This is a genomic window from Nonomuraea solani (genome assembly GCF_900108335.1).
GTDB lineage: Bacteria > Actinomycetota > Actinomycetes > Streptosporangiales > Streptosporangiaceae > Nonomuraea > Nonomuraea solani.
Genome location: NZ_FNVT01000001.1, coordinates 1,260,746 through 1,285,731 on the forward strand (window position 1 = coordinate 1,260,746; position 24,986 = coordinate 1,285,731).

Genomic DNA, 24,986 nt, shown 5'->3' on the forward strand with positions numbered 1-24,986 from the left:
TCATGACCCTCCCTTCCACCCACAGGCTCGGCGAGCTGTCCTGGACCCAGGTCGAGGAACTGGCGGAACGGGACCCGATCATCCTGCTGCCGATCGGCGCGATCGAGCAGCACGGCCCGCACCTGCCGATCCACGAGGACTCCATCGTGGCGGAATGGGTGGCCGACAAACTGGCGAAGGAGAACGGGTGCTATGTCGCGCCCGCCCTCCACTACGGGCACTCCGGGGTGTTCCGCGGCTTCAACGGCAACCTCTCCCTGAGCCAGGCGACGCTGCGCGCGGTCACGTACGAGATCATCGAGGCACTCACGCTGTCCGGCTTCCGTCGCGTGATCATCATCGACAACAACGGCGGCAATGTCGGGCCGGTCATCGACGCCGGCCTCCAGGCCCGCCGTGACCTGGGCGTCCTCGTCGGCCACCTGTACCCGTGGCAGCTCGGCTACGCGCTCATGCGCGACGTGTACGACGACCCGGCCACCGCGTACGGCCACGGCGCCGAGCCCGAGCACTCCGCGATGCTCGCGATGTTCCCCGGCCAGGTGCAAAGTGAGCTGGCCGTCGCGGGCGGCCTGGTGTCGGCCAGCGGCTGGAGCCCGACGAGCTACACGGAGGCGGCGATCCCCGGCCACGACGTGCGCGGCACCGTCCTGTGGGACTTCTCCGAGGTCAGCGCCACCGGCTGCACCGGCGACGTGAGCCTCGGCAGCGCGAAGACGGGCGAGATCTGGATCGAGCGCGTGATCGGCTTCTGCTCCGCCTACATCCAGGAGTACGACCGGAACAACCCGGGGAACGCCTCATGACAGAACCGGTCCTCTCGGTCGAGCGGCTCTCGGTGGACTTCCGGATCGCGGGGGAGTGGGTCCCCGCCGTGAAAGACGTCAGCTTCTCGGTCGCCAAGGGCGAGGTGGTGGCGATCGTCGGGGAGTCCGGCTCGGGCAAGTCCGTCAGCTCGATGTCGGTGCTCGGGCTGCTGGCCAAGAACGCGCGCCGCCGCGGCAGCATCCGGTACGGCGATACCGAGCTGCTCGACCTCGATGAGGAGTCGCTGCGCGCCATCCGGGGCCGGCGGATCGCGATGATCTTCCAAGAGCCCATGACCGCGCTGAACCCCGTCTACACCATCGGCGAGCAGATCATCGAGGCGGTCCGGTGCCACGAGCGGGTGCCGGTCGCCGAGGCCCGCTCCCGCGCGCTGGAGCTGCTGCGCAAGGTCGGCATCCCCGAGCCGGACAAGCGGATCGACAGCTATCCGCACCAGCTCTCCGGCGGCCAGCGGCAGCGGGCGATGATCGCGATGGCGATCTCCTGGTCGCCCGAGGTCATCATCGCCGACGAGCCGACCACGGCTCTCGACGTCACGGTGCAGGCGGAGATCCTGGAGCTGCTGCGCCGCCTGCAGAAGGACCTCGGCTCGGCGGTCGTGCTCATCACCCACGACATGGGCGTGGTCGCCGACCTGGCCGACCGGGTGGTGGTGATGAAGCAGGGCGAGGTCGTGGAGGAGGCCCCGGTCGCCCGGCTGTTCGCCGAACCCCGGCACGAATACACCAGGAAGCTGCTGTCCGCGGTGCCTCGCCGTGGCCAGGCCCCGGAGAAGGCGCTCACAACGCCGGAGCCGGTGATCCGGGTCACCGGCCTGCAGGTCGAGTACCCCGGACGGTTCGGCCGCAAGGGGTTCAAGGCCGTGCACGACGTCGGCTTCGAGATCGGGAAGGGCAAGGTCCTCGGCCTGGTGGGCGAGTCGGGCTCGGGCAAGTCCACGATCGGCCGGGCCATCGTCGGCCTGGTACGCGCCACGTCCGGCTCGATCGAGATCTGCGGGCGCGACGTGACCGGGCTCGGCGCGAAGGAGCTGCGCGGGTTCCGCAGGAAATACTCGATGGTGTTCCAGGACCCGGGCTCCTCGCTCGACCCGCGCCGGTCGATCGGCGACTCGATCGCCGCCCCGATGATCGTCAACCGGTACGCGGGCCGCGCCGCCGTCCACGAGCGGGTGCTGGAGCTGCTCGACCAGGTCGAACTGCCCAGGGCTTGGGCCGGCAGGTTCCCGCACGAGCTGTCGGGCGGCCAGCGGCAGCGCGTCGGGATCGCCCGCGCCCTCGCTCTGGAGCCCGAGCTGCTCATCGCCGACGAGCCCACCTCGGCGCTGGACGTCTCCGTGCAGGCCACCGTGCTGCGGTTGTTCCAGGAGTTGCAGGACCGGCTCGGCTTCTCGTGCCTGTTCATCAGCCACGACCTGGGCGTGGTCGAGCTGCTCGCGCATGACGTCGCAGTCCTGCAGCACGGTCGGATGGTCGAGCACGGCCCGGCCCGCGAGGTGCTCAACGATCCCAAGACGGACTACACCAGGCGGCTGGTCGCGGCGGCGCCGGTGCCCGACCCCGCCGAGCAGGCAGAACGCCGCGAGCTGTGGCGGGCGATCTCCCGATGACCAACCCAGGGCTCCCGACGACCCACCCCAGGCTCCCGACGACCGACCTCAGGCTTCCGCTGACTCACCGCAGGTGGGAGACCACCCGCTCGTCGGGCCGCAGGTGGTTGCGCAGGGTGCGCTCGGCGGTGTCGAAGTCGTGCGTGGTCAGGGCCGCGAGCAGGGTGCGGTGCTCGGGGTTGATGACCGCCAGCCGGTTGGGGCGCACCGCCACGGCGCTGACCCCGATGCGCTGGTGGCGCGGCTGGAGGCTGCTGAACAGGTCGATCAGCACGGTATTGCCGGTCGCCCTGACGAACGAGAAGTGGAAGAAGAAGTCCATCTTGGCGTGCTCGGCGATCGCGTCACGGTCGCCCGCCCGGCACCGCGCGATCATGTCCGGATCCTCCATGAGGTCGAGGTGCGCGGACAGCTCGCGCGGGATGTCGGTCCGCTTGTCGCACAGGATCCGGAACCCGTGGATCTCCAGCACGAGCCGCATCTCGTACGTCTCGAACAGCTCGGCGGCCGTCACGCTGCGCACCTGGGCGCCGCGCCGGGGGAGCAGGTCGATGTACTTCTCGGCCGCCAGGCGGTGGAACGCCTCGCGGACGGGTGTGCGCGAGACGCCGGCCTCGTCGCAGACCAGCTTCTCCTCCAGGAAGGACCCCTCGGGGAACCGGCCGCCGAGAATCGCCTCCCGCGTCCATCGGTAGGCCCGCTCGCCGGCGGTCGCCGCCGGCGCGGTGTCCCGTTCCCAGTTCAATGCCACCCCCACGTCCCAAATGTATACACAGTGTATACCAACGTTGAGAAGGAGTATCCGTTGCAGGACAGGAAGTACGCCGCCTGGCTGTCCGGGCCGAGTTCCGCCGCCGCCGAGATCGTGGCCGGCCTGGGCTACGGCGCGGTGGTGCTCGACATCGAACACGGCTCGTTCGACCTGGCCGACCTCGAACGCTTCATCCCGTTCCTCCGTGGTCTCGGCCTGGAGGTGCTGGCCAAGGTGCTCGGCCCCGAGCGCGGGCCGATCCAGCAGGCCCTCGACTTCGGCGCCACCGCCGTCGTCGTGCCCCACATCGAGGGCGCCGCGCACGCGGCCGCCATCTGCGCCTTCGGCAAGTTCCCGCCGCTGGGCGACAGGAGCTTCGCGGGCGGACGGACAGCACGGTACGGCGGATTCGACGACGACTGGATCGTACGCCAAGATCGCGAGACCCGCGTCTACCCCATGATCGAGGACGCCGGCGCCATCGAGCAGATCGGTGACATCCTCGCGCTCCCCACCGTCGACGGCGTCTTCGTCGGCCCCAGCGACCTGTCCATCCGGCGCGGCCGGGGCGCCTACTCCCGCTCGGAGGAGGACTTCGCCGACCTCAAGGTCGTGGCCGACGCGGCCCGCGCCGCCGGCAAGCCCTGGGTGCTGCCCGCCTGGTCGCCGGCCGAGAAGGCGTTCGCCCTGGAGCACGGCGCCGACCAGCTCGTCCTGACCATGGAGCACGGCGCCATCATGGCCGGTTTCCAGGCCGCGCTCGACCAGACCCGCGAACTCACCCGCACCCGCTAGGAGACCCCGCATGCTCGTCACCGTCGGCCAGTTCAGCGCCACCACCGACAAGTCCGCCAACCTCGCCACCGCCACCGGGCTGATCGAGCGGGCGGCGGCCCAGGGCGCGCGGCTCGTCGTCCTGCCCGAGAACGCCATGTACTCCAACCCGGACGTGACAGCCGACATCGTCCCCGAGACGGAGCCCCTCGACGGCCCCTTCGCGACCGCGATCGCCGCCCTGGCGCGGAAGCACGGCATCGCCGTCGTCGCCGGGATGACCGAGGCGCCCGCCGGGGAGCACGGCAAGCCCAGCAACGCCGTGTTCGCCGTGGACGCGGGCGGCGGCCTGCTCGGCGTCTATCGCAAGGTGCACCTCTATGACGCCTTCGGCTACCGCGAGTCCGACCGGGTGCAGGCGCACGCGCCGCAACCGCTCGTCTTCACCCTGGACGATCTCACCTTCGGCGTCCTGACCTGCTACGACCTCCGTTTTCCGGAGATGGCCCGGTTCCTGGTCGACGCCGGGGCCGAGGCGTTGGTGGTGCCCGCCGCGTGGGTGGCCGGGCCGGCCAAGGAGGACCACTGGATCGCGCTGGTCCGCGCCCGCGCGATCGAGAACACCGCGTACGTGCTGGCCAGCGGGCAGACCGGGCCCGTCTGCACCGGCCAGAGCGCGATCGTGGACCCGATGGGCACCATCGTGGCGTCGGCGGGCGAGGCCCCGGGGGTGGTGTCGGCCGTCATCGGCGCTGACCGGCTGAGCGCCGTACGCGCCAAGAACCCGAGCCTGGCCAACCGCCGCTTCAAGGTGATCCCCGCCTGAGGTCCGCGCCGGCGCTGCGAGGGCACCGAGAAAGCACCGCGAGGGCACTGCGAGGGCGCTGCGAGGGCGCTGCGAGGGCGCTGCCGTGGGACCCGTCAGGACCGGTCGGCGAGGTGGCAGGCCACCAGGTGTCCGCCGCCGCCGACCGGGTCGAGCCCGGGCGCCGACGCGGAACAACCGGCCACGGCCTTCCGGCAGCGCGGGTGGAACGAGCACCCGGCCGGCGGGTCCACCGGGCTCGGCGGCTCACCCTCCAGGACGATCTCCTGACGGGTGCCCCGCAGCGCCGGGTCCGGCACGGGCGCCGCCGACAGCAGGGCCTCCGTGTACGGGTGCGCGGCCGACTCGTACACCTCGGCCTCCGTCCCGATCTCGACCACCTTGCCCAGGTACATCACGGCCACCCGGTCGGCGAGATGCCGCACCACGCTCAAATCGTGCGCGATGAACACGTAGGCCAGCGAGAACGTCTCCCGCAACCGCTCCAGCAGGTTGACGATCTGCGCCTGCACCGAGACGTCCAGCGCCGACACCGGCTCGTCGCACACCAGCACCTCCGGCCGCAGCGCGAGCGCGCGGGCGATGCCCACCCGCTGCCGCTGCCCGCCGGAGAGCTGGTGCGGGTAGCGGTCGCCGTGGTCGGGGTTGAGGCCGACCGCGTCGAGCAGCTCGCGCACCATCCGCCCGCGATCGCCGCGCGGAGCCAGGTCCGGATTGACGTCGTACGGCTCCCGCACGGTGTCGGCGACCGTCATCCGCGGATCGAGCGAGGTGTACGGGTCCTGGAAGATGAGCTGGACGTGCCGCCTGGCCCGGCGCAGCTCCCCGCCGCGCAGCTCGTGCATGGACCGGCCCAGCACGGTGACCTCGCCCGACGTGGGACGGTCGTGCGCGGTGAGCAGCCTGGCCAGGGTGGACTTGCCGCACCCCGACTCGCCGACGATGCCGAGCGTCTCGCCCTTGCGCAGGTCGAGGCTCACCCCGTCGACGGCCTTGAGCACGCCCACGGTCCGCCGCAGGACGCCCGCCCTGATCGGGAAGTGCCTGACCAGGTCACGCACTTCGAGCACCATCTCCGTATCGTTCACTGTGTCGGTCACTGGGCGGCCACCCGCTTCCATTCGTGGCAGGCGGCGAGCCTGCCGGGTCCGACCTCGATCGCCGGGGGCTCGTGCGCGCACGCCTCGACGCCGTACCCGCAGCGGGGCAGGAACCGGCAGCCGCCGCCCGGCCCGGCCAGGTCGGGCGGCGCTCCGGGGATGACCGCCAGCCGCCGCCCGCGCAGCTCAGGCCGGGGGATCGCGCCCAGCAGCGCCTTGGTGTACGGGTGCGCGGGCCCGGCGTACACCTCCGCCGCGCCGCCCCGCTCCACCACCCGCCCCGCGTACATGACGGCGACCTCGTCGGCGACGTCGGCGACGACGCCCATGTCGTGGGTGATGAGGACCAGCGCGGTGCCGTGCTCGCGCTGGATCTCGCCGAGCAGCCGGAGGATCTGCGCCTGCACGGTCACGTCGAGCGCGGTCGTCGGCTCGTCGGCGATGATCACCTGCGGGTTCAACGCGATCGCCAGCCCGATGCCCACCCGCTGGCGCATGCCGCCGGAGAACTGGTGCGGATAGTCGCGCGCCCGCCGGGCGGCGGCCGGGATGCGGACCAGGTCGAGCACCTCGACGGCCCGCCTGCCGGCCTCCTTGCGCGACAGCCCGCGGTGGGCGCGGAACAGCTCGGCGATCTGGTAACCGACGCTGAGCACCGGGTTGAGCGCCGACAGCGCGTCCTGGAAGATCATCGCGATCGTGGTGGCCCGCAGCCGCCGCCTGGCCTCCTCCGGCAGGGTGAGCAGGTCGACGCCGCGCAGCCGCACCGAGCCGGCGGTGACCGTGCCGCGCGGCGGGCGGACCAGTCCCATGATCGCGCGGGCGGTCACGCTCTTGCCGCTGCCCGACTCGCCGAGCACGGCCAGGGTACGGCCGCCGTCCACCGCGTACTCGACGCCGTTGACCACCTCGGCCCGGCCGAACCGAACGTGCAGATCGGACACCGACAACAGCGGCGCGGAGCCGTCGTAGCCGGGCAGCGATTCCAGTGAGCTCATGGCGGCACCTAGCGCAGTCGGGGGTCGAAGGCGTCGCGCAGGGCGTCGCCGAGCAGCACGAAGCTGAGCACGGTCACGGTCAGGAAGATCGACGGGAAGATCAGCAGGTGGGGGGAGCTGAGGAAGTACTGCTGGGCGGTGTTGAGCTGGACACCCCACGAGATCGCCGGCGTCTGCAGCCCCACGCCGAGAAACGTCAGCGCCGACTCCGAGGCGATCACGCCGCCCACGTTGAGCCCGGTGAGCACGGCGACGGGGCCGAAGGAGTTGGGCAGCACGTGGCGCAGCAGGATCCGCGTGGTGCCGGAGCCGACGCCGCGGGCGGCGGCCACGTACTCGCTGCCGGCCACCGCCAGGACGGAGCCGCGCATGACGCGGGCCAGCGCCGGCCAGCCGAACAGGATCAGCACCGCCGACACGGTCAGCTCGTTGTGCGCGCTGGCCGTCTGCAGGATGACGATCATCCCGACGAGCGACGGGAACCCGAAGAACACGTCCATGACCCGGCTGATCAGCGCGTCCGCCCAGCCGCCGAAATAGCCGGCCAGGCCGCCGAGCACGACCGCGATCACCATCATCCCGGCGGTGACGAGCAGCGCGATGAGCACCGACGACCTGGCTCCGTAGACCACGTTGGCGTAGAGGTCGCAGCCCTGGACGTCGAAGCCGAACGGGTGCCCGGGCGCGGGCGGCAGGCCGCTGTTGACCAGGTCGCAGCGACGCGGGTCGCCGGCGCCGAACCAGCCGGCGAAGAGCCCCGGCGCCGCCGCCATCGCGCAGATGACCAGGGCCACCGCGCTGGAGACGACGAACGCCGGGCGCCGGAGCAGCTCCCGCCAGAGGCCACGGCGCGGCTCAACCGAGGCCGAGGCGGATACGAGGGTCGAGGATGCCATAGAGCAGATCCACCAAGAGGTTCACCAGCAGGAAGACGAGGACGAGCAGGGTTCCCACACCGACGACGACCGGGCCGTCGTGCTGCGGGATCGCCGTGAAGATCTGGTAGCCGAGGCCGGGCAGGTTGAAGATCCCCTCGATCAGGACGGTGCCGCTGAGCAGGTAGCCGAGGCTCACCCCGAGCAGCGACACCACGGGGATCAGCGAGTTGCGCAGAATGTGCCGCAGCACGATGACCCGCCTGGTCAGGCCCTTCGCGGTGGCCGTGTCCACGTGGTCGGCGCCCAGGTTGTCGAGGATGCTGGTCCGGGTCAGCCGCGCCACCTGCGGCAGGCTGTAGAGCGCGAGGACCAGGCCCGGCAGGATGTACGCCAGCGGCCACCCGGCCTCGGTCCCCGAGACCGGCAGCCAGCCGAGATCGACCCCCACCACGATCTGCGCGACATAGGCGACCACGAAGAACGGCACGCCCATGATGACCGTGGTGCCGCCGAGCACGACGGCGTCGGCCGCCTTGCCGCGCCGCAGCCCGGCCACGGTCCCGAGCAGGACGCCCAGGACCGCCATGAACAGCCAGGCCGTCACGCCGAGCTGGAACGTCACCGGCCAGCTTCCCCCGATGACCTCCGAGACGGGCCGGCCGGAGAAGCTCGTTCCCAGGTCGCCGGTGAGCAGGCCCTGGAGATAGAGGCCGTACCGCACGATCAGGGGGTCGTCCAGGTGGAACCGCTCGCGCAGCGCCTGCTCGACCGAGGGCGACAACATCCGGTTGGGGCCGGCCAGCGCCTGGATCGGATCCCCCGGCAGGGCGTAGACCGCGAGGTAGATGATGAAGGTGGTGCCCAGCAGCACGGGCACCGCCATGAGCAGCCGGTGGAGGGCGTACCTGCCCATTCAGCCGACCTTGACCGCGGCGAGCACCACGCCGCCGAGGAACTCCGGCTTCACCTCGCTGACCTTGGCCGAGTAGGCCAGACCCCCGACCGGTTGGAACAGCGGCGTGAGCGGCAGCCCGTCGAGCGCGGTCCTGGCCGCCTGCTTGGTCAGGCCGAGTGCCTCGTCCTGGCTCGCGCTCGCGGCCTTGTCCATCAGGCTCGCGAACTCCGGGCTGTCGTAGCCGGTCACGTTGGCGCCGGAGCCCTTGGTGAAGAGCTGGTCGGCCAGCGCGTACAGGTGCGGGTAGCCGGCGCCCATGTAGAGCAGCACCGGGCCGTCGATCTTCTTGGCCGTCATGTTGGGGTAGAGCTGGTCGACGGGCTGGGCCTGCGTCGTCACCGCCTCGATGTCGAGGTTGGCGCGCAACTGGTTGCCGACCGCCTCCAGGATCACGGTGTTCAGCGGATCCTGGTACGTCCACAGCTTGAGCGGCCCCTTCCACCCGCCCGCCTCGGCGAGCAGCGCCTTGGCCTTGGCCGGGTCGTAGGAGCAGGTGGCGCAGTCGGGGTCGCCGCCGCCGGGGACGCTCGCGCCCGCCAGCCCCGTCGCGGGGTGGCCGAAGCCGCGCAGCAGCGACTTGACGATCGTCTCGCGGTCGACGGCCTGCGCGAACGCCTGCCGCACCTTGATGTCGGCGAACCGCTCGTCCCAGAGCGGGAAGCCCAGATAGACCACCGCCGGGTACGGCACCTGGACCAGCCGGTCCTTGAACCGGGCCGCCGCGTCGGTCAGGTTGTTGCCGGTCACCAGCGCGACGTCGAGGCTGCCCGCCTGCAGGTCACGGTAGGCGGCGGCCTCGTCCTGGTACGACTTGGCCTCGATGGTGACCGCGTTGCCCGGCTGCCCCTTGTACTGGTCGAACCTGCGCAGCACGACCTTCGTCACCCCGGCGGCCAGGCCGTCGCCCTCGATCTTGTACGGCCCGTTGCCGATCGGCTTGCGGTCGAAGCCGTCGAGGTCGGTGAAGGCCGCCTTCGGCATGGGCGCGAACGCGGTCTGGGCCAGCACGTACGGCAGCAGCGACAGCGGCTTGGTCAGCGTGACCTTCAGCGTGGCCGGGTCGACCACCTCGACCCCCGACAGCTCCTTCTTCGACGGCTTGCCGCCGGCGGGGTTGAGGTCGGCGTAGCCCTTGATGGCGGTGAACATGAAGTTGTTGGTGAAGGCGTTGGGCCCGTACGCGGTGGCGTTCCACGAGTCGGCGAACGACTGCGCGGTGACCGCCTCGCCGTTGTGGAACGTCCAGCCGGGCTTGAGCCTGATCGTCCAGGTGACGTTGTCGGTGGATTCGATCGATTCGGCCACGGCGTTCACGGCCTTGCCGGTCTTCGTGTCGACGCTGGTCAGCGGGGTGAACAGGGCGTAGTCGATGTTGCTGGCGACCGACTTGCCCGGCGTGAAGTGCGACAGGAAATAGGTGGTCACGCCCACCGAGAAGGACTTCTCCGCCTGCGGGGTGGATCCGCCGGAGCCGCCGGCGCAGGCCGTCAGCGTGACGGCCAGCGCGCTCGCGACAACGGCCCCGAATGCTCTTTTAACCGACATTCGCTGACACCTCCGAGTGTTGCTTGGGGTTGAGCGTGCCATAGCACCGCCGGGCCCTTCATTGTTGGAATGGCTCAACCCGGCGGGGTGGCTTTGTCTGCTGGGACAGCCAGGTCAACCGGGTGTTTCAGAGCCGTTGCCGGTGCGTCCACCGGCCGCCGAGCAGGGTGCCGAGCACCTCGATGCCGCGCAGCCCGGCCGGATCGAGGTCCGCGGGGTCCGCCGCGGTGATCATCAGGTCGGCCGCGTCGCCCGGCCGCACGCCGTGCCGCCCGCGACTGGCGGCGGCGAGGGCGGCCGGCAGCGGCAGCGCCTGCTCGGGGTGCCACGGCGGCCGCTCGTCGTCGGTCCTGGTGACCGCCGACGCGATGCCGTCCCAGGGGTCGAGCGGCGCCACCGGGGCGTCGGAGCCGAGTTCGAGCCGGGCGCCGGCGGCGAGCAGGTCCGCGTAGGCGAAGGCGCGGCCGGTGCGGCCGTGCCAGTGCCGGTCGGCCACCTCACGGTCGTCCGGCGCGTGCGCCGGCTGGACGCTCGCGACCAGCCCGGGCCTGGCGAACCTGGCGAAGTCGGCGGGCCGCAGCAACTGCGCGTGCTCGATCCGGCCGGGGCAGCCGACCCGTTCGAACGCGTCCAGGGCGAGGCTCGCGGCCAGGTCGCCGATGGCGTGGACGGCCGGCTGGACGCCGTGCTCGTGCGCCAGGCTCATCGTGGCGAGGAGGTCATCGGGCGAGGTCTCCAGCAGGCCGTGCCCGCCGGCGCCGGGGTAGGGGTCGTCGCAGTACGCGGTCCTGGTGTTGAGCGAGCCGTCCACGAACATCTTCACCGGCCCCACCTCCAGCAGGCCGCCGGAGCCCGCCACCGGATCCCCGGTGCGCAGGCCGCGCCCGATGGCCTCCGTCAGCCGGTCCTTGGGGATGGAGCAGGCGACCCGGAGGTCCGTCCCGTGCGCGCGGAGCCGGCGGCTCCAGTCGGTGACGTTGTCGGCGTACTCGAAGTCGAGCACGCCGACCACGCCGCGGGCCGCCGCGGCGGTGGCCGCCTCGCTCACCCAGCGGTCGAGCACCTCTTCGGGCGGCAGCGGCATCTCGGTCATCGCGACGTGGCACTCGCGCTCCAGCAGGATGCCCGTCGGGTGCCCGCCCCGGCCGATGGCGGCCAGCGCGGCCGGGCTGAACCAGCCGGTGTGCAGGTCGACGCTGAACAGCGCGATCTGCCTGCCGGGCGCCGCCGCCTCCAGCATCGACTTGTGCGGAACGTCCGGCCACAGGCCGTGGCGGAAGCCGTAGCCGGCGACGAAGCCCTGGCCGGAGGCCAAGCTCTCATGAGCCCTTTCATGAGCCCTTTCATGAGCAAGGACCAGCTCGACCGCCTCGCGCGCGGATCGGGCGGCGCTGACGTCCACCCGGCGCCGGGTCTGCGCCCACTGCGTCATGTGCACGTGGGCGTCCCACAGACCGGGAAGGAGCGTGCCGCCCTGAACGTCCACCGACTCACCGGCGGACGAGATCTCGGTGCCGACCTCCGTGACCCGGCCGTCGGTGATCAGGACATCGCGGACCTGGCCGCGCGAGCCGACCCGCGCGTTGCGCAGCAGCAGTGATGACATGCGACGAAGCTAAGCGGCCGGACCTCGGGCGCTCATCGTCGAAAGCGGACATCTCACCCGCCGCCGGTTGTCGTCCGCTACAGCTCGCCGCGTAGTCGCAGCAGGCGGAGCTGGAGCCAGATCACCAGCCGTTCCGTGGGGTCGGTGAGATCGACGTCGAACAGGGTCTGCAGCCGGCGGACGCGGTAGCGCAGCGTGTTCTCGTGCACGGACAGCTCGGTCGCCGCCTTGGCCGCCTCTCCGAAGGCGTCGAAATAGGCCAGCAGGGTGACGGCGTGGGTGGTGGAGTGGGCCCGGTCGTAGTCGAGCATCCGGCGCACCGGGCGCAGCAGCCGGCCGTCCGCCACGCCGCCCTGGTCGGCCAGGTCGAGGAGGGCGACGCGGCTGCGTACCTGCTCGTCGGTGGCGACCGCCACGGACGCGTGCGCGGTCTCGGCGAGCACGCGCAGCACCCGCTCGGCCAGTTTGCTGGACGACGGCACCTCGCCGAGCCCCTCGACCACGGGGCCGATGCCCGCGTGCAGGGCGAGCCGGGTGGACTTGCGCACGGCGCCGGCGGCGTCGGTCGCGACCCGGACCAGCCGCGCGGCCGGCGTCCCCGGCGGGACGGGCAGCAGGGCGTAGACGCGGCCCCAGGCGGTCGTGCACACGGCCTGCGGATGCCACGCCTCGCAGCTCAGGCTGATCAGGTCGGCGATGTTGGCCAGCGCGGTGCCCGCCTCGGTGCCCGGTTCGGACAGCGCGGTGGCGGGTGCGAAGGCGACGATCGTCACGGGTGAGCCGATCGGCAGGCTGAGCCGTACGGCCGCGGCCGACTCGCTGATCGTGCCGTCGAGCAGGGCGCGCAGCGTCTCCGAGCTGTGCCAGCGCTGCGGGTTGCTGGGATGGCGGGCGCGCAGCAGGTGCAGCGCCGCGAGCCGGCCCGCGTCCTCCAGCACCCGCATGGCGTCCGGCACCACCCGGGGCTCGCCGTCGAGCACCCAGATGAACCCGAGCAGTTCGGCGCCCGCCCGGACCGCCGTCGCCAGGCGCCGCATGTGGCCAGGACCCAGGCTTTCGAAGCGTACGGGGCCGCCGGCCTTGAAGACGTGGGTGTACTCGCTGCGGTTGGTCGGCCGCTGAGGCGTCTTGCGGCCGAGGATGCCGAGCCGGCGGATCTCGTCGATCTCCTGGCCGGGCACGTTGGAGTAGCCGAGCACGTTTCCTTGCGGATCCTCGACGGTGGTGGCCCCGCCGATCGTCATGGCGATGGCGTTGGCCAGCGCGAACAGGTCACCGATCGCGACCGACGAGTAGGTGCTCGCCGAGGCGCCGGGCCCCGAGATCGCCGCGGTCAGCAGCGCGTCGAGCTGCCGCCACGGAATCCGCTGCGGGGCGACGAGCAGCGCGATGCCGGCCGCCTTCGCCGTGTCGATGAGCGGGCCCAGGTCGGCGCCCCTGTCCTTGACGACCACGGCGTGGTAGCCGAGCCGGCCGGCCTGCAGCACCAGGTCGTGGGTGTCCTCGCCGGCCACCCGCGAGCCCACGGCGAGCAGCACGCAGCCGGGCCGCTCGTCGAGCGGGTCGTCGGGGTCGTGCACGATGGGCTCGCCCAGCGCCAGCGGCTCGCCGTCGGGCGCGTAGGCGGCGGAGATCACGTGGCCGCCCAGGGTTTCGAGCACCTGGCTCAGCGGCGGGTGGGAGGGGGTCGAGATCGAGCCGTCGGACACCTCCGGGGCGAGGCCGGATTCCGACATTCGACTCCTTAACGCGACAGGGGGAGCTCCATTCAACCATTGACGGTTACCACAAGGGCCGGTCTGTGACGTTGGGACCTGGCACAATGTCCGCCGGTGCGAATCATGTGCACACTGGAACGTGCTCGACACCCTCATCGCAGAACTCGACACCGTTCCCGATTACGACCGTTTCGCGACCGTCGACGAGGTCCACGAGAGCCTCACCCGGCTGGCGGACGCCCACCCCGGGGTGGCCTCGCTGCGCCGCATCGGCACCTCCCGCCTCGGCGACCCGCTGCTCTGCCTGACCGTCGGCGACGGGCCCCGCCACGCCATCGTGGCCGCCGGGCCGCACCCGAACGAGCCGATCGGCGGCCTGACCGTCACGCACCTGGCCGGCCGCCTGTGCGCGGACGCGGAGCTGCGCCGCTCGGCCGGCTACACCTGGCACATCGTGGGCTGCCTCGACGTGGACGGGACCCGGCTCAACGAGGGCTGGTTCGCGGGGCCGTTCACCAGGGCGCACTACGGCAGGCACTTCTACCGGCCGGCCGGGGACGAGCAGGTCGAGTGGACGTTTCCGTTCGCGTACAAGAGGGCCTATTTCGACCGTGTGCTGCCCGAGACGCTGGCGCTGATGCGGCTGATCGACGACACCCGCCCGACGTTCGTGACCACGCTGCACAACGGCGAGTCGGGCGGCGTCTTCTACTACCTGAACCGGCCCGAGCCCGCGCTGCAGCGGGTGCTCAAGGCGCTGCCCGCGCGGTACGGCGTGCCGCTGCACGCCGGGGAGCCCGAGCACCCCTCGGTCAAGCAACTGGAGGAGGCCGTCTACCTGGCGCCCACCATGGAGGACGCCTACGACTACATCGAGGCGCTCGGCCAGGACCCCACGGAGCACATCGGCGGCGCGGCCAGCGACTCCTACATCAAGAAGTACGGCGCGCTGGGCCTGACGGCCGAGGTGCCCTACTGGACCGACCCGGCCGCCGGGGACACCACACCGGCCGACCGCACCTACCGCGACCTGCTGCTCGCCCACGCCGCGGACCTCCAGGCCACCTCTGGCCTGCTGGACGGAGTGCTGGCGGCGGTGTCGGACGACCTGGTCACCCGCTCTCCCTTCGTCCGCGCGAGCCGGGCCTTCATCCCGATGATCGCCGGGATGGCGGTCACCGACCAGAGCCGGGCGGGCGCCCCGGAGAACGAGCGGCCCGCCACCGTCGCCGAAGTGGTCTCCTGCCGGGAGATGCTGCACAGCATGCGGCTCCGGTTCGGCGGGATGCTGCTGCGGGCGCTCGAAGGGGAGCTCGCGGTGGGCAACGGCACGCCCGTCATCCGGGCGCGGGCGCGGGAGCTGACGGAGACGTACGACGGGTGGTGCGCGGAGGCGGAGGCGGGCGCGTCGAGCCGGACGATCCCGATCGGCCACCTGGTCGCCATCCAGTACGGCGGCATCCTCGCGGGAGCCCGCCACGCGGCCTCCTGACGCCGTTCCGGCCCTTTTTTCAAAGCGCCTAGCGGAGGTGGGTGGCCACGAGGGTGTCGATGAGGGAGTCGAGTGACGGCCAGGGCACGGTGGGGCGGCCGGCGCCACTGAAGCCGGCCCCACCGAAGGGGATGTCCGTTGAGTGTGCCCATTGTTCCGATGCGTATCGATGCCCTGTGGCTCGCCGCCGACCTGGACGTGGCCGGCCCGCCGGCCGACTTCACCCGTCTGCCCTATGTCGCCGCCGTCACCGGCCGCGATGTGGGGGCCGGCGTGCCGTACCTGGGCGAGGTCCTGCTGCTCCTTCAGGCCCAGGTGGCGGACCTCGGCCGGGGGCTGCCCGGAGACGCCCTCAAGCTGGGCTCGGCGATCCCCGGGTCACCGGCGCGCTCATCCGTTCCGACCTCGTCTCCGGCTACCCCGGCCTGCTGGTCGACGCGTACGCCGACACACACGGCCGGACCCCGCTGCCCGCCCTGCGCCGCGACCGGATCTCGCCCAGCATCCTGCTCTGCCTCTTCGAAGGCGTGCTCGCCCGGCTGGACCTGCACCACGCCCCCGAATCACAGCACGCGGCGGTCGCACCGTCCGCGGACGGGTCGGCGTACACCAAGATCCTGCGCGCCGCGGGGGCGCCGACGATCACTCTCCCCCTCGGCGCCCGGCGCACGCTGCCGGTGGGAGCCCTCGTGTCGGAGCCGGCCGCCAAGCTGCACACCAGCCCGGCGGACCTCACCTCGGGCGACCTCGCCCTGCACCTGATCGAGACGGCCGAACGCGTCAGTTTCCTGCCGGAACCTGATCATTAGCCTAATCTGCGATCATGTCCTTCCTTCATCGATCGGCGCTCGCGGCGGCCGTCGCCCTGTCCACGATCCCCCTCGCGCAGGCGCCCGCGGCCGCCGCCGATCGGGTCTTACGGGTCTACAACAACAACATCGAGAACCTGGTACGGAACAACGCCGACGGCACGTGCACCCGGATCTCAGGCCCTGACCACCTCACGTCGATGCTGGTCGACGACAACGGCAATACCGGCACCAGCGGGGTGCAGGCCCCCGATCTCCTGATCGTGCAGCAGGTACGCGGCACCGGCCAGGCCACGGCCTACGCCGACCAGCTCTCGGCCAAGTTCGGCTACCCGGCGGGCACGTACCAGGCGATCGTGGCCTGGGACGACCCCGAGGAGTGGGGCGGCACGCACAAGTGCAGTCAGCAGGCGCTCGGTGACCTGAAGAAGCGGCAGACCAACGGGCTGATCTACAACACCAGGACGTTGAGCGTAGCCGCGGCCGACATCTCGAAATACTGGAGCGCGGGCTGGCTGAAGCCCGGCACCGCGTACGCCGGCGGGGCGGGGTGCACGCTGTACAAGCCGCCCAGCAACGACGCGAGCAGCGCCAACGAGCACAAATGGAAGCGCACGAGCGCCATCGCGGCGAAGTTCACGATCAAGGCGACGGGGACGAAGGTCTTCGCCGCGACCATGCACCTCCCCGAGCAGAACGGCGCCAACGCCTGCGCGGGCGCGGGCACCACGGGCATCGCGAACTCCGGCATCCACGTCGGCGCGGACGCGACGAGCCTGATGAACGCGTCGGCGATCCGCGTGATCGGAATCGACGCGAATCGCACGAACATCGCCCCCACCACGCTCGGCGGCTTCGGCATGACCGGCCACGGAGCCAAGGCGACCTCAGGGTCGCGGAAGATCGACTACCTGTTCGTCAAGGGAACCGTGCGGCCGTCGAGCATCGACCACACGGTGAGCGGCACGAAGTCGAACCACCTGGCGCTGTACGGGTTCATCGACTTCTGAGCGTGGACGTCGCCAGGCCGAGCCGGGCGACCGCCGCCGCGGCCAGCTCGTCCGGCGCCAGCGCGACCTCCAGCACGATCCCGGACTCGTCCGGGCCGAGGTGCTCCAGGATCGCCCGCTGCGAGTCGAGCAGACCGGCCGACATGTAGTGGTCGGTGCGGCGGGTCATCCGCTCCCTGATCAGCTCCGCGGACCCGTCGAGGTGGACGAACTCCACCCGCGGCGGGCCCTGCCGGAGCACGTCCCGGTAGGAGCGCTTGAGCGCCGAGCAGGCCAGCACCGTCGAGACGCCCTCGTCGTGCCGGGCGGCCATCCAGGAGGCCAGGTCGCGCAGCCACGGCCAGCGGTCCGCGTCGTCGAGCGGGATGCCGGCGCGCATCCGCGCCACGTTCTCCTCCGGGTGGAACTCGTCCGCCTCGGCGAACCGCAGCCCGGTCAGCTCGCTGATCCCGCGCGCCACGGTCGTCTTGCCGGCGCCCGACACGCCCATCACCACGATGTGCCGGGGCTCACCAGTCATGAACGGTGCCGTCCTGGAGCCGGTTGAACGGCAGATAAGCCGGCTGGTACGGGAAGCCCGCCGCCGCCTTCTCGTCCAGCTCCACGCCGATCCCCGGCAGCTCACCGGGGTGCAGGTAGCCGTCGTCGAAGGTGAACGACGACCGGAACACCTCGTTGGTGGCCGCCCCGTGCTGCATGTACTCCTGGATGCCGAAGTTGTGAATGGCCAGGTCCAGATGCAGGGCGGCGGCCATGCCGACGGGCGAGATGTCGGTCGGGCCGTGGATGCCGGACTTGATCTGATACTGGGCGGCGTAGTCGAGCAGCTTCCGCATGGCCGTGATCCCGCCGGTGTGGGTGACGGCGGAGCGGACGTAGTCGATGAGCTGCTCACGGATCAGCGTCTGGTAGTCCCACACGGTGTTGAAGATCTCGCCGATGGCCAGCGGCGTGGTGGTGTGCCGGCGGACCAGGCGCAGCGCCTCCTGGTTCTCGGCCGGCGTGCAGTCCTCCAGCCAGAACAGGTCGTACGGTTCGAGGGCCTTGCCGAGTTTGGCGGCCTGGATGGGGGTCATCCGGTGGTGCCCGTCGTGCAGCAGCGGCAGCTCGGGCCCGAACTCGTTGCGCACCGCCTCGAAGACGCCGGGCAGGTGGCGCAGGTAGGCGCGGGTGTCCCAGTCCTCTTCCGCGGGCAGCGCGGTGCGCTGGGCGGGCTCGTAGTCGTAGCGCTTGCCGTCGACGCTGGGCTGGGCGGCCACGCCGTACACGGCGTTGATGCCCGGCACGGAGGTCTGCACCCGGATCGACCGGTAGCCCATGTCCAGGTGGCGGCGGATCGAGTCGAACAGCTCGGGCAGGTCGCGGCCCGAGGCGTGCCCGTACGCCATGATCCCGTTCCTGGAGGCCCCGCCGAGCAACTGGTAGAGCGGCATTCCGGCGGCCTTGGCCTTGATGTCCCACAGCGCCACGTCCACGGCCGCGATGGCGGCCATGGTGACGGGCCCGCGCCGCCAGTACGCCGAGCGGTAGAGGAACTGCCAGGTGTCCTCGATGCGATGCGGGTCCCGCCCGATCAGCAGGGGGACGACGTGGTCGGCCAGGTAGGAGACGACCGACAGCTCCCGCCCGTTGAGGGTGCCGTCGCCCAGCCCGGTGATCCCGTCGTCCGTCGTGATCTTGAGGGTGACGAAGTTGCGGTCGGGGCTGGTGACGATGACGTCCGCTGCGATGATCTTCAAGTACGTGCCTTTCCTCGGGTCACCATTCGGCGAAGGAACCGTCCTGGTGCCGCCAGACGGGGCTGCGCCAGGCGTGTCCTACCTTGTCGGCGGCGCGGACCGCCTGGTCGTCGACCTCGATGCCCAGGCCCGGCGCGGTGAGCCGCTCGACGTGCCCGTCCACGAAGGTCAGCGGGGTCTTGTCGAGGCAGTAGTCGAGCACGTCGGCGCCCAGGTTGTAGTGGATGCCGAGGCTCTGCTCCTGGATCAGGTAGTTCGGCGTGGCGAAGCCGACCTGCAGGCAGGCCGCGAGCGCGATCGGGCCGAGCGGGCAGTGCGGGGCGAGCTGCACGTCGTAGACCTCGGCGAGGGCGGCGATCTTGCGTACCTCGGTGATGCCGCCGGCGTGCGAGAGATCGGGCTGCGCGACCGCGATGCCGGCCTGGAGCACGGGCAGGAACTCCTGCCGGCTGTAGAGCCGCTCGCCGGTCGAGACCGGGATGGTGGTCGAGCGGACGAACTCGCCGATCAGGTGCGAGTTCTCCGGGACGACCGGCTCCTCCAGGAAGAACGGCCGGAACGGCTCCAGCAGCGGCGCCACCCGGCGGGCGTTGGCCAGCGTGAACCGCCCGTGGAAGTCGACGGCGACGTCGCGGTGGTCGCCGAGCACCTCGCGGGCGGCGGCCACCCGGGCGACCACGCCGTCCAGCTCGGCGACGGAGGCGACCGGGCTCATGGTGCCGGAGGCGTTCATCTTCACGGCGGTGAGCCCGGCCTCGACCTGGGCGGCGATGTGGTCGCGTACCTCGTTGGGGTCGTCGCCGCCGACCCAGCCGTACACCCGGATCCGGTCACGGACCGGGCCGCCGAGCAACTGGTGCACCGGGGCGCCGAAGTGCTTGCCGGCGATGTCCCAGAGGGCCTGGTCGAGGCCCGACACGGCACTGGCCAGGATCGGCCCGCCCCGGTAGAACGAGCCCTTGGTCATGACCTGCCAGTGGTCCTCGACGCGCAGCGCGTCCCGGCCGATCAGCAGCTCGGCGAGCTGCTCGACGGCGGTGCGGACGGTCTCGGAGCGCCCTTCGCAGGTGGCCTCGCCCCAGCCGACGATGCCGGACTCGGTCTCCACCCGGACGAAGAGCCAGCGGGGGGCGACGAGGAAGGTCTCGATGCGCGCGATGGTCGTCATGCCGGTCAGCCCTTCGTCGCGCCGGCGGTGAGGCCGGAGACCACGTACTTCTGCACGAACAGGGCGATCACCATGATCGGCACGGTGACCACGGTACTCGCGGCCATCAGGCCGCCCCAGTCGATGCTGGCATAGCCCACGAAGTCGAAGATCGCCACGGGCAGCGTCTTCGTGTCGGCGTCGGAGAGCACGAGCGCGAACATGAAGTTGTTCCACGAGAAGATGAAGGACAGGATCCCGGCGGTCGCGATGCCCGGCACGGACAGCGGCAGCGTGATGCGCCGGAACGCCCCGACGTGGGTCAGCCCGTCGACCAGCGCCGCCTGCTCCAGCTCCTCCGGCAGGCTGTCGAAGTAGCCCATCATGATGTAGACGACCAGCGGCAGCGAGACGAACATGTGGCTGATGATCAGCACCCCGAAGCCGCCGACCATCTTCAGGTTGGAGAAGACGTAGAACCAGGGCACCAGGAGCGAGACACCGGGGATGACCCGCGCCATCAGCACCACCAGCGCCGACTTCTTCATGTTGAACCGGCTCATCGAGTACGCCGCCGGCAGGCCGAGGATCAGCGACAGCACGGTGGCGGCGAAGGCCACCCAGAGGCTGTTGACGATGAACTCGACGTAGTTCGCCTGCTGGAGCACCTTGCCGTAGTTGTCCAGCGTGGGGGAGAAGACCAGGGCCTTGCCCGGGTCGTAGATGTCGACGTTCGTCTTGAGCGACGCGGCGACCATCCAGATCAGCGGCGCGAGCAGGGAGAGCACCACGAGGGTGAGCGCCACCACCCGGAACACCTGGTACGCGGTCCGGGGCTTCATCGCTTGGCCTCCTTGCGCCGGGCGGTCAGGGCCCACATCGCCCCGATGATGATCAGGAAGAACAGGATGAGGACGGTGGAGGAGACGCCGTACTCGTTGTAGTCGAAGCTGAGGCCGTACGCGTACACGTTGAGGGTCTCGACCTCGTGGAACGAACCGCCGCCCCGGCCCTTGGTGGCGTACAGGATGTCGAAGGTCTTCAGCGCGTCGATGCCGCGCAGCAGGATCGCCACGGTCAGCGTGGGCATCAGCAGCGGCAGCGTGACGTGCCGGAACCGCTGCCAGTTGCTGGCGCCGTCGATGCGCGCCGCCTCCTGCGGCTCCTCCGACAGCGAGGTGAGGCCGGCGAGCAGGATCAGCACCACCATCGGCGTCCACTGCCACACGTCGATGAAGATCGTGGTCGGCAGGGCCGTGTACTGACCGGCGAGCCACGGCTGCGGCCCGATGCCGACCCAGCCGAGGACCTGGTTGGCCAGGCCGATGTTCGGGTCGAAGATGAGCCGCCACATCATGCCGACCGCGACCGGGGTGGCGACGAGCGGCATCAGGATCGCCACCCGGACCCACTTCTGCCCCTTGAACGGCCGCCACAGCAGCAGCGCGATCGCCATCCCGAGGACCACCTCGAACAGCAGCGCGACGACGGTGAACGTGGCGGTCCGCCCGACGGCGGGCCAGAACCGCTCGAAGTCCGTGAGGACGTCGAAGTAGTTCCCCAGGCCCACGAACTCGCTCTCCGCGCGGACGGATCCCTCGGCGTCGGTCAGGCTGAGGTAGCCGGTCCAGGCCAGCGGGAACACGAGCAGCGCGGCGACGAAGATCATCGCGGGCGCGGCGAACAGCCATTTGCGGTGGTCATCGACCCAGCGCAGCCAGCCGGGCGTGGCAGGGGCGGTGGCGGCGCCGCGCGGCGCCTTGGTGGGAGTGATCGTTGCCATGAGGTCTCCAGGGGTGGGCGGGTGACGGGCGCTCGATCCCGTCACCCGCGTCCGCTTACTTGGCCTCGTCGTCCAGGAACTTCTGGAACGCGGTGTTCGCCGTACCGGCGGCCGCCGCGGCGTCCTTGCCGGTGATCGCGTCGACGATCGGCTGGCCGACGATCTCGCGGGCCTCGGCGACCTTCACGACCAGCGGGCGGTCATGGCCCACGCCGTCCTTGGTGCTGGCCGCGATGGCCTCCACCAGGTCCTTCGGGAAGGTCGACGATCCCTCCGGGTTCGCCCAGACGGACGTGCGGGCGCCCGGCACGCCGGACTTCTGCTGGGCGAGCGTCTGCTCCTTGCCGGTGGCCCACTCGATGAACTTCCACGCGTTGGCGGTGTTCTCGGAGCTGGCGTTGACGCCCAGCGCCCACGACGGGATGTTGTACGGCTTCGACCCCGCGGGCCCGGCCGGGAACGGCGCGAAGCCGACGTCGTCCGAGACCTTGGACTTGGCCGGGTCGGTGGCGTTCTTGTAGAGCGAGTTCGCCTCGGTGTAGAAGGCGGCCTTGCCCTGGGTGAAGATGGCCATCGCCTCGGGCCAGCCCATGTCGGTGCTGACGTTCGCGGGGCCGGAGTCCTTGATCAGCCCGCCGTAGTAGGCGTACGCCTGCTTGGCCGCCTCGCTGCCGACCGCGGACTTGCCGCCGCCGTCGACGAAGTCGCCGCCGAAGCTGTAGAGGAAGCTGGAGAACTGGGTGACCGCCGCCGACTTCCCGGTACGCGCCACGAAGCCGGCCACGCTCGGGTCGGCCGCCTTGATCTTGGCGGCGGCGGTCTTCAGCTCGTCGAGGGTCTTCGGCGGCGCGCTCAGGCCGGCCTTCTCCAGCAGGTCCTTGCGGTAGTAGAGGACCTCCTGCTCGGTAATGATCGGGACACCGACCGGCTTGCCCTCGTACGTGGTGGCCTCCACCGGGCCGGCCTGGAAGTCACTGAAGTCCCAGCCCTGCGCCTTCACCTGGTCCGTCAGGTCGGCCAGGTACTTGTTCTTGGCGAAGAGCTTCCCCTCCTGCAGCGGGCGGTACATCATCACGTCGATGTCGGACGAGCCGGCGTTCAGCTTGACGTTGTACTGGTCGGAGAGCTGGTCCTCGCCGAGCTGGGTGATCTCGACCTTGAGCCCGCTCTGCTTCTCGAACGCGGGCAGCGCCGCCTTGATGTTCTCGGTCCACACGTGGTTGGCCAGCGTGACCCGGACCGTCTTGGACGAGGCGCCGTCGTCGCCACCGCCGCAGGCGGACAGGCTCATGGCGGCAACCACGGCCAGAGATGTACCGATGATCGATCGACGTCGTCGCATGTCATCTCGCCTTTCTGTCATGGCCGCCGCCCCCCGGGAGAGCGCCACACGTACTTAACATCTGCTTAATGTCGGGATGCTAGGCCCAAAAAGCTGATTTATTCAAGAGTGGAGGTCTAACTGATATGCTTTGTGACGTGAACCAGTCCTCCCCAGAGGGTGCACCCACCCAGCGCGCCCCTGCCGAGGCTGGGCTGCACGCACGCGTCCTCGACCACCTCGGCACCGCCATCTGCAGCGGCGACGTGGCCGCTGCTTCGGTCCTGAGCATCGAAGACCTGGTCGACCGCTATCAGGTCTCCCGCTCGGTCATCCGCGAGGTGCTGCGGGTGCTCGCGTCCATGGGGCTCATCGAGACCCGGCGCCGGGTCGGCATCATGATCCAGCCCGCCGAGGCGTGGAGCGTCTTCGATCCGCAGATGATCCGCTGGCGGCTCGCCTCCGACGGGCGCATGGCGCAACTGCGCTCGATCACCGAGCTGCGGACCGCGATCGAGCCGCACGCCGCCTGGCTGGCCGCCGAGCGGGTCGGCGACGACGAGGCGAGCGAGTTAGTGGGGCTCGCGGCCAGGATGTGGGCCGCCGGGAAGGCCGGTGACGAGGCGCGCTTCCTCGACCTGGACATCGACTTCCACCGGCGGGTGCTGGCGGCCTCCGGCAACGAGATGTTCGCGAAGCTGCAACTGATCGTCGCCGAGGTGCTCGCCGGCCGTCACCACTACCACCTGATGCCGCACCACCCGCACGAGCGGGCGCTGCAACTGCACACCGACGTGGCCCACGCGATCCAGCGGCGCGACGGCCAGCGGGCCAGGGAGGCCATGGTGGGGATCATGGAGCAGGGGTTCGACGAGATGAAGACGATGTGGGCGCAGACCGCCGACCCAGGGGACGCGTAGGCCGCTCAGGCTCTGAAGCCCGTCAGCACCCGCTCGGCCTGCTCCATCATGTCCCTGACGATCTCGGCGGCGGGTTTGATGTCGTGGATCAGGCCGACGCCCTGTCCCATCAGCCAGGGCATCTCCTCCCAGTCGGCCTCCGTCTCCGGAACCGGCAGCAGCAGGCCGAACTTGCGCATCGGCGTCTCCTCCTCCTGGACGACCGTCCTGCCGACCTGATCCAGGGAGTCGAGATCGGCCGGGATCTCCGCCAGCCGGTCGTCCCACTCCGAGACCACGCGGTTGCGCTGGACCCGCATCGGGTTGAACTTCGGCCACTCCGGCCCGAAGATCGACGTGAGCACCGAGCTCTCTCCCGTGGCGGTGACCAGCCGCCGGTGATGCTCGGGGTGCACGCGGGCCTCGCGCGAGGCGACCATCCGGGTGCCGACCCACACCCCGTCGGCGCCCAGGCACAGGGCGGCGGCGACCTGGCGGCCGTCGGTGATCCCGCCCGCGGCCAGGACCATCGCGCGCTCGCCCACGGCGTCCACGATGGCGGGCACGTTGACCATGGTCGGCAGGCCGCCGTAGTTGTGCCCGCCGGCCTCCCAGCCTTGGGCGATGACGACGTCGGCCCCGTCGTCCACGGCGAGCCTGGCCGCGTCGGCGGAGCCGACCTGCTCCCACACCGACACGCCGGCCTCGCGCAGCAGCTTCAGCCGGTCCGCCGGCGGGTGGCCCCAGTGGAACGAGGCGATCGGCACCCGTTCCTCCGCGATCACCTCGACCTGCTCGGCGGTGCTGAAGAAGCTGATGAGGTTGACGTTGAACGGCGCCCCGCCGGTCCGGGCCCGGACCTCGCGGATGGTCGCCCTGAGCTGGTCGGGCGGCATGAGCCCGGCTCCGATCGCGCCGATGCCGCCCGCGTTGGTGACCGCCGCGGCGAGATCGGGCGTCTCGCCCACGAAGGCCATTCCTGCGCAGGCGAGCGGGTACGGGTTGGCGTACTTCGCCGTAAGCCGGGTGGACAGCACGGACATGGCGGCGTCCTTCCTTGAGACTCTCCGTCCATCGTGCTGCCCTTCGGACGGATTGCCCAGACGCCCCCGTGGGCCTGTCCGCTACCGGCCGCGCGTCACGCGGGTCCTGTCACGCGGGTCGTCCCTGTCAGGCGGGTCCCTGTCAGGCGGGTCCC

Annotated in this window: 23 protein-coding genes; 8 read left to right on the plus strand and 15 right to left on the minus strand. The window is 70.9% G+C overall.

What is annotated here, in order from left to right:
- Positions 1-2 precede the first annotated feature (2 nt).
- Both C4V41_RS05530 and C4V41_RS05535 read left to right on the plus strand, forming a co-directional pair.
- Positions 3-806, plus strand: a complete 804-nt coding sequence (locus C4V41_RS05530; RefSeq protein ID WP_103954587.1) for a creatininase family protein — start codon at positions 3-5, stop codon at positions 804-806.
- On the plus strand, positions 803-2,437 hold the full coding sequence (locus C4V41_RS05535) for an ABC transporter ATP-binding protein (RefSeq protein WP_103954588.1): 1,635 nt from the start codon (positions 803-805) through the stop codon (positions 2,435-2,437). Before C4V41_RS05530 ends, C4V41_RS05535 begins: the two co-directional genes overlap by 4 nt.
- Positions 2,438-2,501: 64 nt before the next feature.
- Here C4V41_RS05535 and C4V41_RS05540 read toward each other — a convergent pair whose 3' ends face one another.
- Positions 2,502-3,194 (minus strand): GntR family transcriptional regulator, encoded by a 693-nt coding sequence (locus C4V41_RS05540; protein WP_200823753.1) that lies wholly within the window; start codon positions 3,192-3,194, stop codon positions 2,502-2,504.
- 48 nt (positions 3,195-3,242) lie between these two features.
- Here C4V41_RS05540 and C4V41_RS05545 point away from each other — a divergent pair, with 48 nt between their 5' ends.
- Together C4V41_RS05545 and C4V41_RS05550 are read left to right on the plus strand one after the other, a co-directional pair.
- The gene (locus C4V41_RS05545) at positions 3,243-3,983 is read left to right on the plus strand and encodes an HpcH/HpaI aldolase family protein (protein ID WP_103954590.1); all 741 of its coding nucleotides are present in this window, start codon (positions 3,243-3,245) and stop codon (positions 3,981-3,983) included.
- Positions 3,984-3,993: 10 nt separating this feature from the next.
- On the plus strand, positions 3,994-4,788 hold the full coding sequence (locus C4V41_RS05550; RefSeq protein WP_103954591.1) for a carbon-nitrogen hydrolase family protein: 795 nt from the start codon (positions 3,994-3,996) through the stop codon (positions 4,786-4,788).
- 95 nt (positions 4,789-4,883) lie between these two features.
- Here C4V41_RS05550 and C4V41_RS05555 read toward each other — a convergent pair whose 3' ends face one another.
- From C4V41_RS05555 to C4V41_RS05585, 7 genes are all read right to left on the minus strand, one after another.
- A complete protein-coding gene (locus C4V41_RS05555) occupies positions 4,884-5,888 on the minus strand; it encodes an ABC transporter ATP-binding protein (RefSeq protein ID WP_235029911.1) in 1,005 nt (334 codons plus the stop codon).
- Complete coding sequence (locus C4V41_RS05560; RefSeq protein ID WP_103954593.1) at positions 5,885-6,886, minus strand: ABC transporter ATP-binding protein; 1,002 nt, start codon at positions 6,884-6,886, stop codon at positions 5,885-5,887. The genes C4V41_RS05555 and C4V41_RS05560 overlap by 4 nt, the downstream gene beginning before the upstream one ends.
- Before the next feature lie 8 nt (positions 6,887-6,894).
- Complete coding sequence (locus C4V41_RS05565) at positions 6,895-7,782, minus strand: ABC transporter permease (protein ID WP_103954594.1); 888 nt, start codon at positions 7,780-7,782, stop codon at positions 6,895-6,897.
- The gene (locus tag C4V41_RS05570; RefSeq protein WP_103954595.1) at positions 7,742-8,677 is read right to left on the minus strand and encodes an ABC transporter permease; all 936 of its coding nucleotides are present in this window, start codon (positions 8,675-8,677) and stop codon (positions 7,742-7,744) included. Before C4V41_RS05570 ends, C4V41_RS05565 begins: the two co-directional genes overlap by 41 nt.
- Positions 8,678-10,264, minus strand: a complete 1,587-nt coding sequence (locus C4V41_RS05575; protein WP_160150176.1) for a peptide ABC transporter substrate-binding protein — start codon at positions 10,262-10,264, stop codon at positions 8,678-8,680.
- Positions 10,265-10,391: 127 nt separating this feature from the next.
- Positions 10,392-11,870, minus strand: a complete 1,479-nt coding sequence (locus tag C4V41_RS05580; protein ID WP_103954597.1) for an amidohydrolase — start codon at positions 11,868-11,870, stop codon at positions 10,392-10,394.
- A gap of 77 nt (positions 11,871-11,947) precedes the next feature.
- Entirely contained in the window at positions 11,948-13,606 is a 1,659-nt protein-coding gene (locus tag C4V41_RS05585) for a PucR family transcriptional regulator (RefSeq protein WP_103954598.1), read from the minus strand.
- Positions 13,607-13,727: 121 nt separating this feature from the next.
- Between C4V41_RS05585 and C4V41_RS05590 the strand changes: the two genes are divergently transcribed.
- The 3 genes from C4V41_RS05590 to C4V41_RS05600 all read left to right on the plus strand — a co-directional run bounded on the left by C4V41_RS05590 (position 13,728) and on the right by C4V41_RS05600 (position 16,899).
- Complete coding sequence (locus C4V41_RS05590) at positions 13,728-15,080, plus strand: M14 family zinc carboxypeptidase (protein WP_103954599.1); 1,353 nt, start codon at positions 13,728-13,730, stop codon at positions 15,078-15,080.
- 527 nt (positions 15,081-15,607) lie between these two features.
- Positions 15,608-15,889 (plus strand): hypothetical protein, encoded by a 282-nt coding sequence (locus C4V41_RS05595; protein WP_103954600.1) that lies wholly within the window; start codon positions 15,608-15,610, stop codon positions 15,887-15,889.
- A gap of 14 nt (positions 15,890-15,903) precedes the next feature.
- Entirely contained in the window at positions 15,904-16,899 is a 996-nt protein-coding gene (locus tag C4V41_RS05600; protein ID WP_103954601.1) for a hypothetical protein, read from the plus strand.
- Here the strand turns inward: C4V41_RS05600 and C4V41_RS05605 are convergent.
- From C4V41_RS05605 to C4V41_RS05630, 6 genes are read right to left on the minus strand one after another with little or no spacing between them, the layout of a single operon-like run.
- Positions 16,886-17,419, minus strand: a complete 534-nt coding sequence (locus tag C4V41_RS05605) for a gluconokinase (protein ID WP_103954602.1) — start codon at positions 17,417-17,419, stop codon at positions 16,886-16,888. The two genes, C4V41_RS05600 and C4V41_RS05605, sit on opposite strands and share 14 nt — an antisense overlap.
- Complete coding sequence (manD, locus tag C4V41_RS05610) at positions 17,409-18,638, minus strand: D-mannonate dehydratase ManD (RefSeq protein ID WP_103954603.1); 1,230 nt, start codon at positions 18,636-18,638, stop codon at positions 17,409-17,411. The genes C4V41_RS05605 and manD overlap by 11 nt, the downstream gene beginning before the upstream one ends.
- Positions 18,639-18,657: 19 nt before the next feature.
- Complete coding sequence (dgoD, locus tag C4V41_RS05615; RefSeq protein ID WP_103954604.1) at positions 18,658-19,806, minus strand: galactonate dehydratase; 1,149 nt, start codon at positions 19,804-19,806, stop codon at positions 18,658-18,660.
- Positions 19,807-19,811: 5 nt separating this feature from the next.
- Entirely contained in the window at positions 19,812-20,627 is an 816-nt protein-coding gene (locus C4V41_RS05620) for a carbohydrate ABC transporter permease (RefSeq protein ID WP_103954605.1), read from the minus strand.
- On the minus strand, positions 20,624-21,568 hold the full coding sequence (locus tag C4V41_RS05625) for a carbohydrate ABC transporter permease (RefSeq protein ID WP_103954606.1): 945 nt from the start codon (positions 21,566-21,568) through the stop codon (positions 20,624-20,626). The genes C4V41_RS05620 and C4V41_RS05625 overlap by 4 nt, the downstream gene beginning before the upstream one ends.
- Positions 21,569-21,623: 55 nt before the next feature.
- Positions 21,624-22,910, minus strand: a complete 1,287-nt coding sequence (locus C4V41_RS05630; RefSeq protein WP_103954607.1) for an ABC transporter substrate-binding protein — start codon at positions 22,908-22,910, stop codon at positions 21,624-21,626.
- A gap of 137 nt (positions 22,911-23,047) precedes the next feature.
- On the opposite strand from C4V41_RS05630, the gene C4V41_RS05635 reads away from it, so the two are divergent.
- Positions 23,048-23,809, plus strand: a complete 762-nt coding sequence (locus C4V41_RS05635) for a FadR/GntR family transcriptional regulator (protein WP_235029912.1) — start codon at positions 23,048-23,050, stop codon at positions 23,807-23,809.
- A gap of 5 nt (positions 23,810-23,814) precedes the next feature.
- On the opposite strand, the gene C4V41_RS05640 is transcribed toward C4V41_RS05635, so the two are convergent.
- Positions 23,815-24,831, minus strand: a complete 1,017-nt coding sequence (locus C4V41_RS05640; RefSeq protein ID WP_103954609.1) for an NAD(P)H-dependent flavin oxidoreductase — start codon at positions 24,829-24,831, stop codon at positions 23,815-23,817.
- Positions 24,832-24,986: the final 155 nt, after the last annotated feature.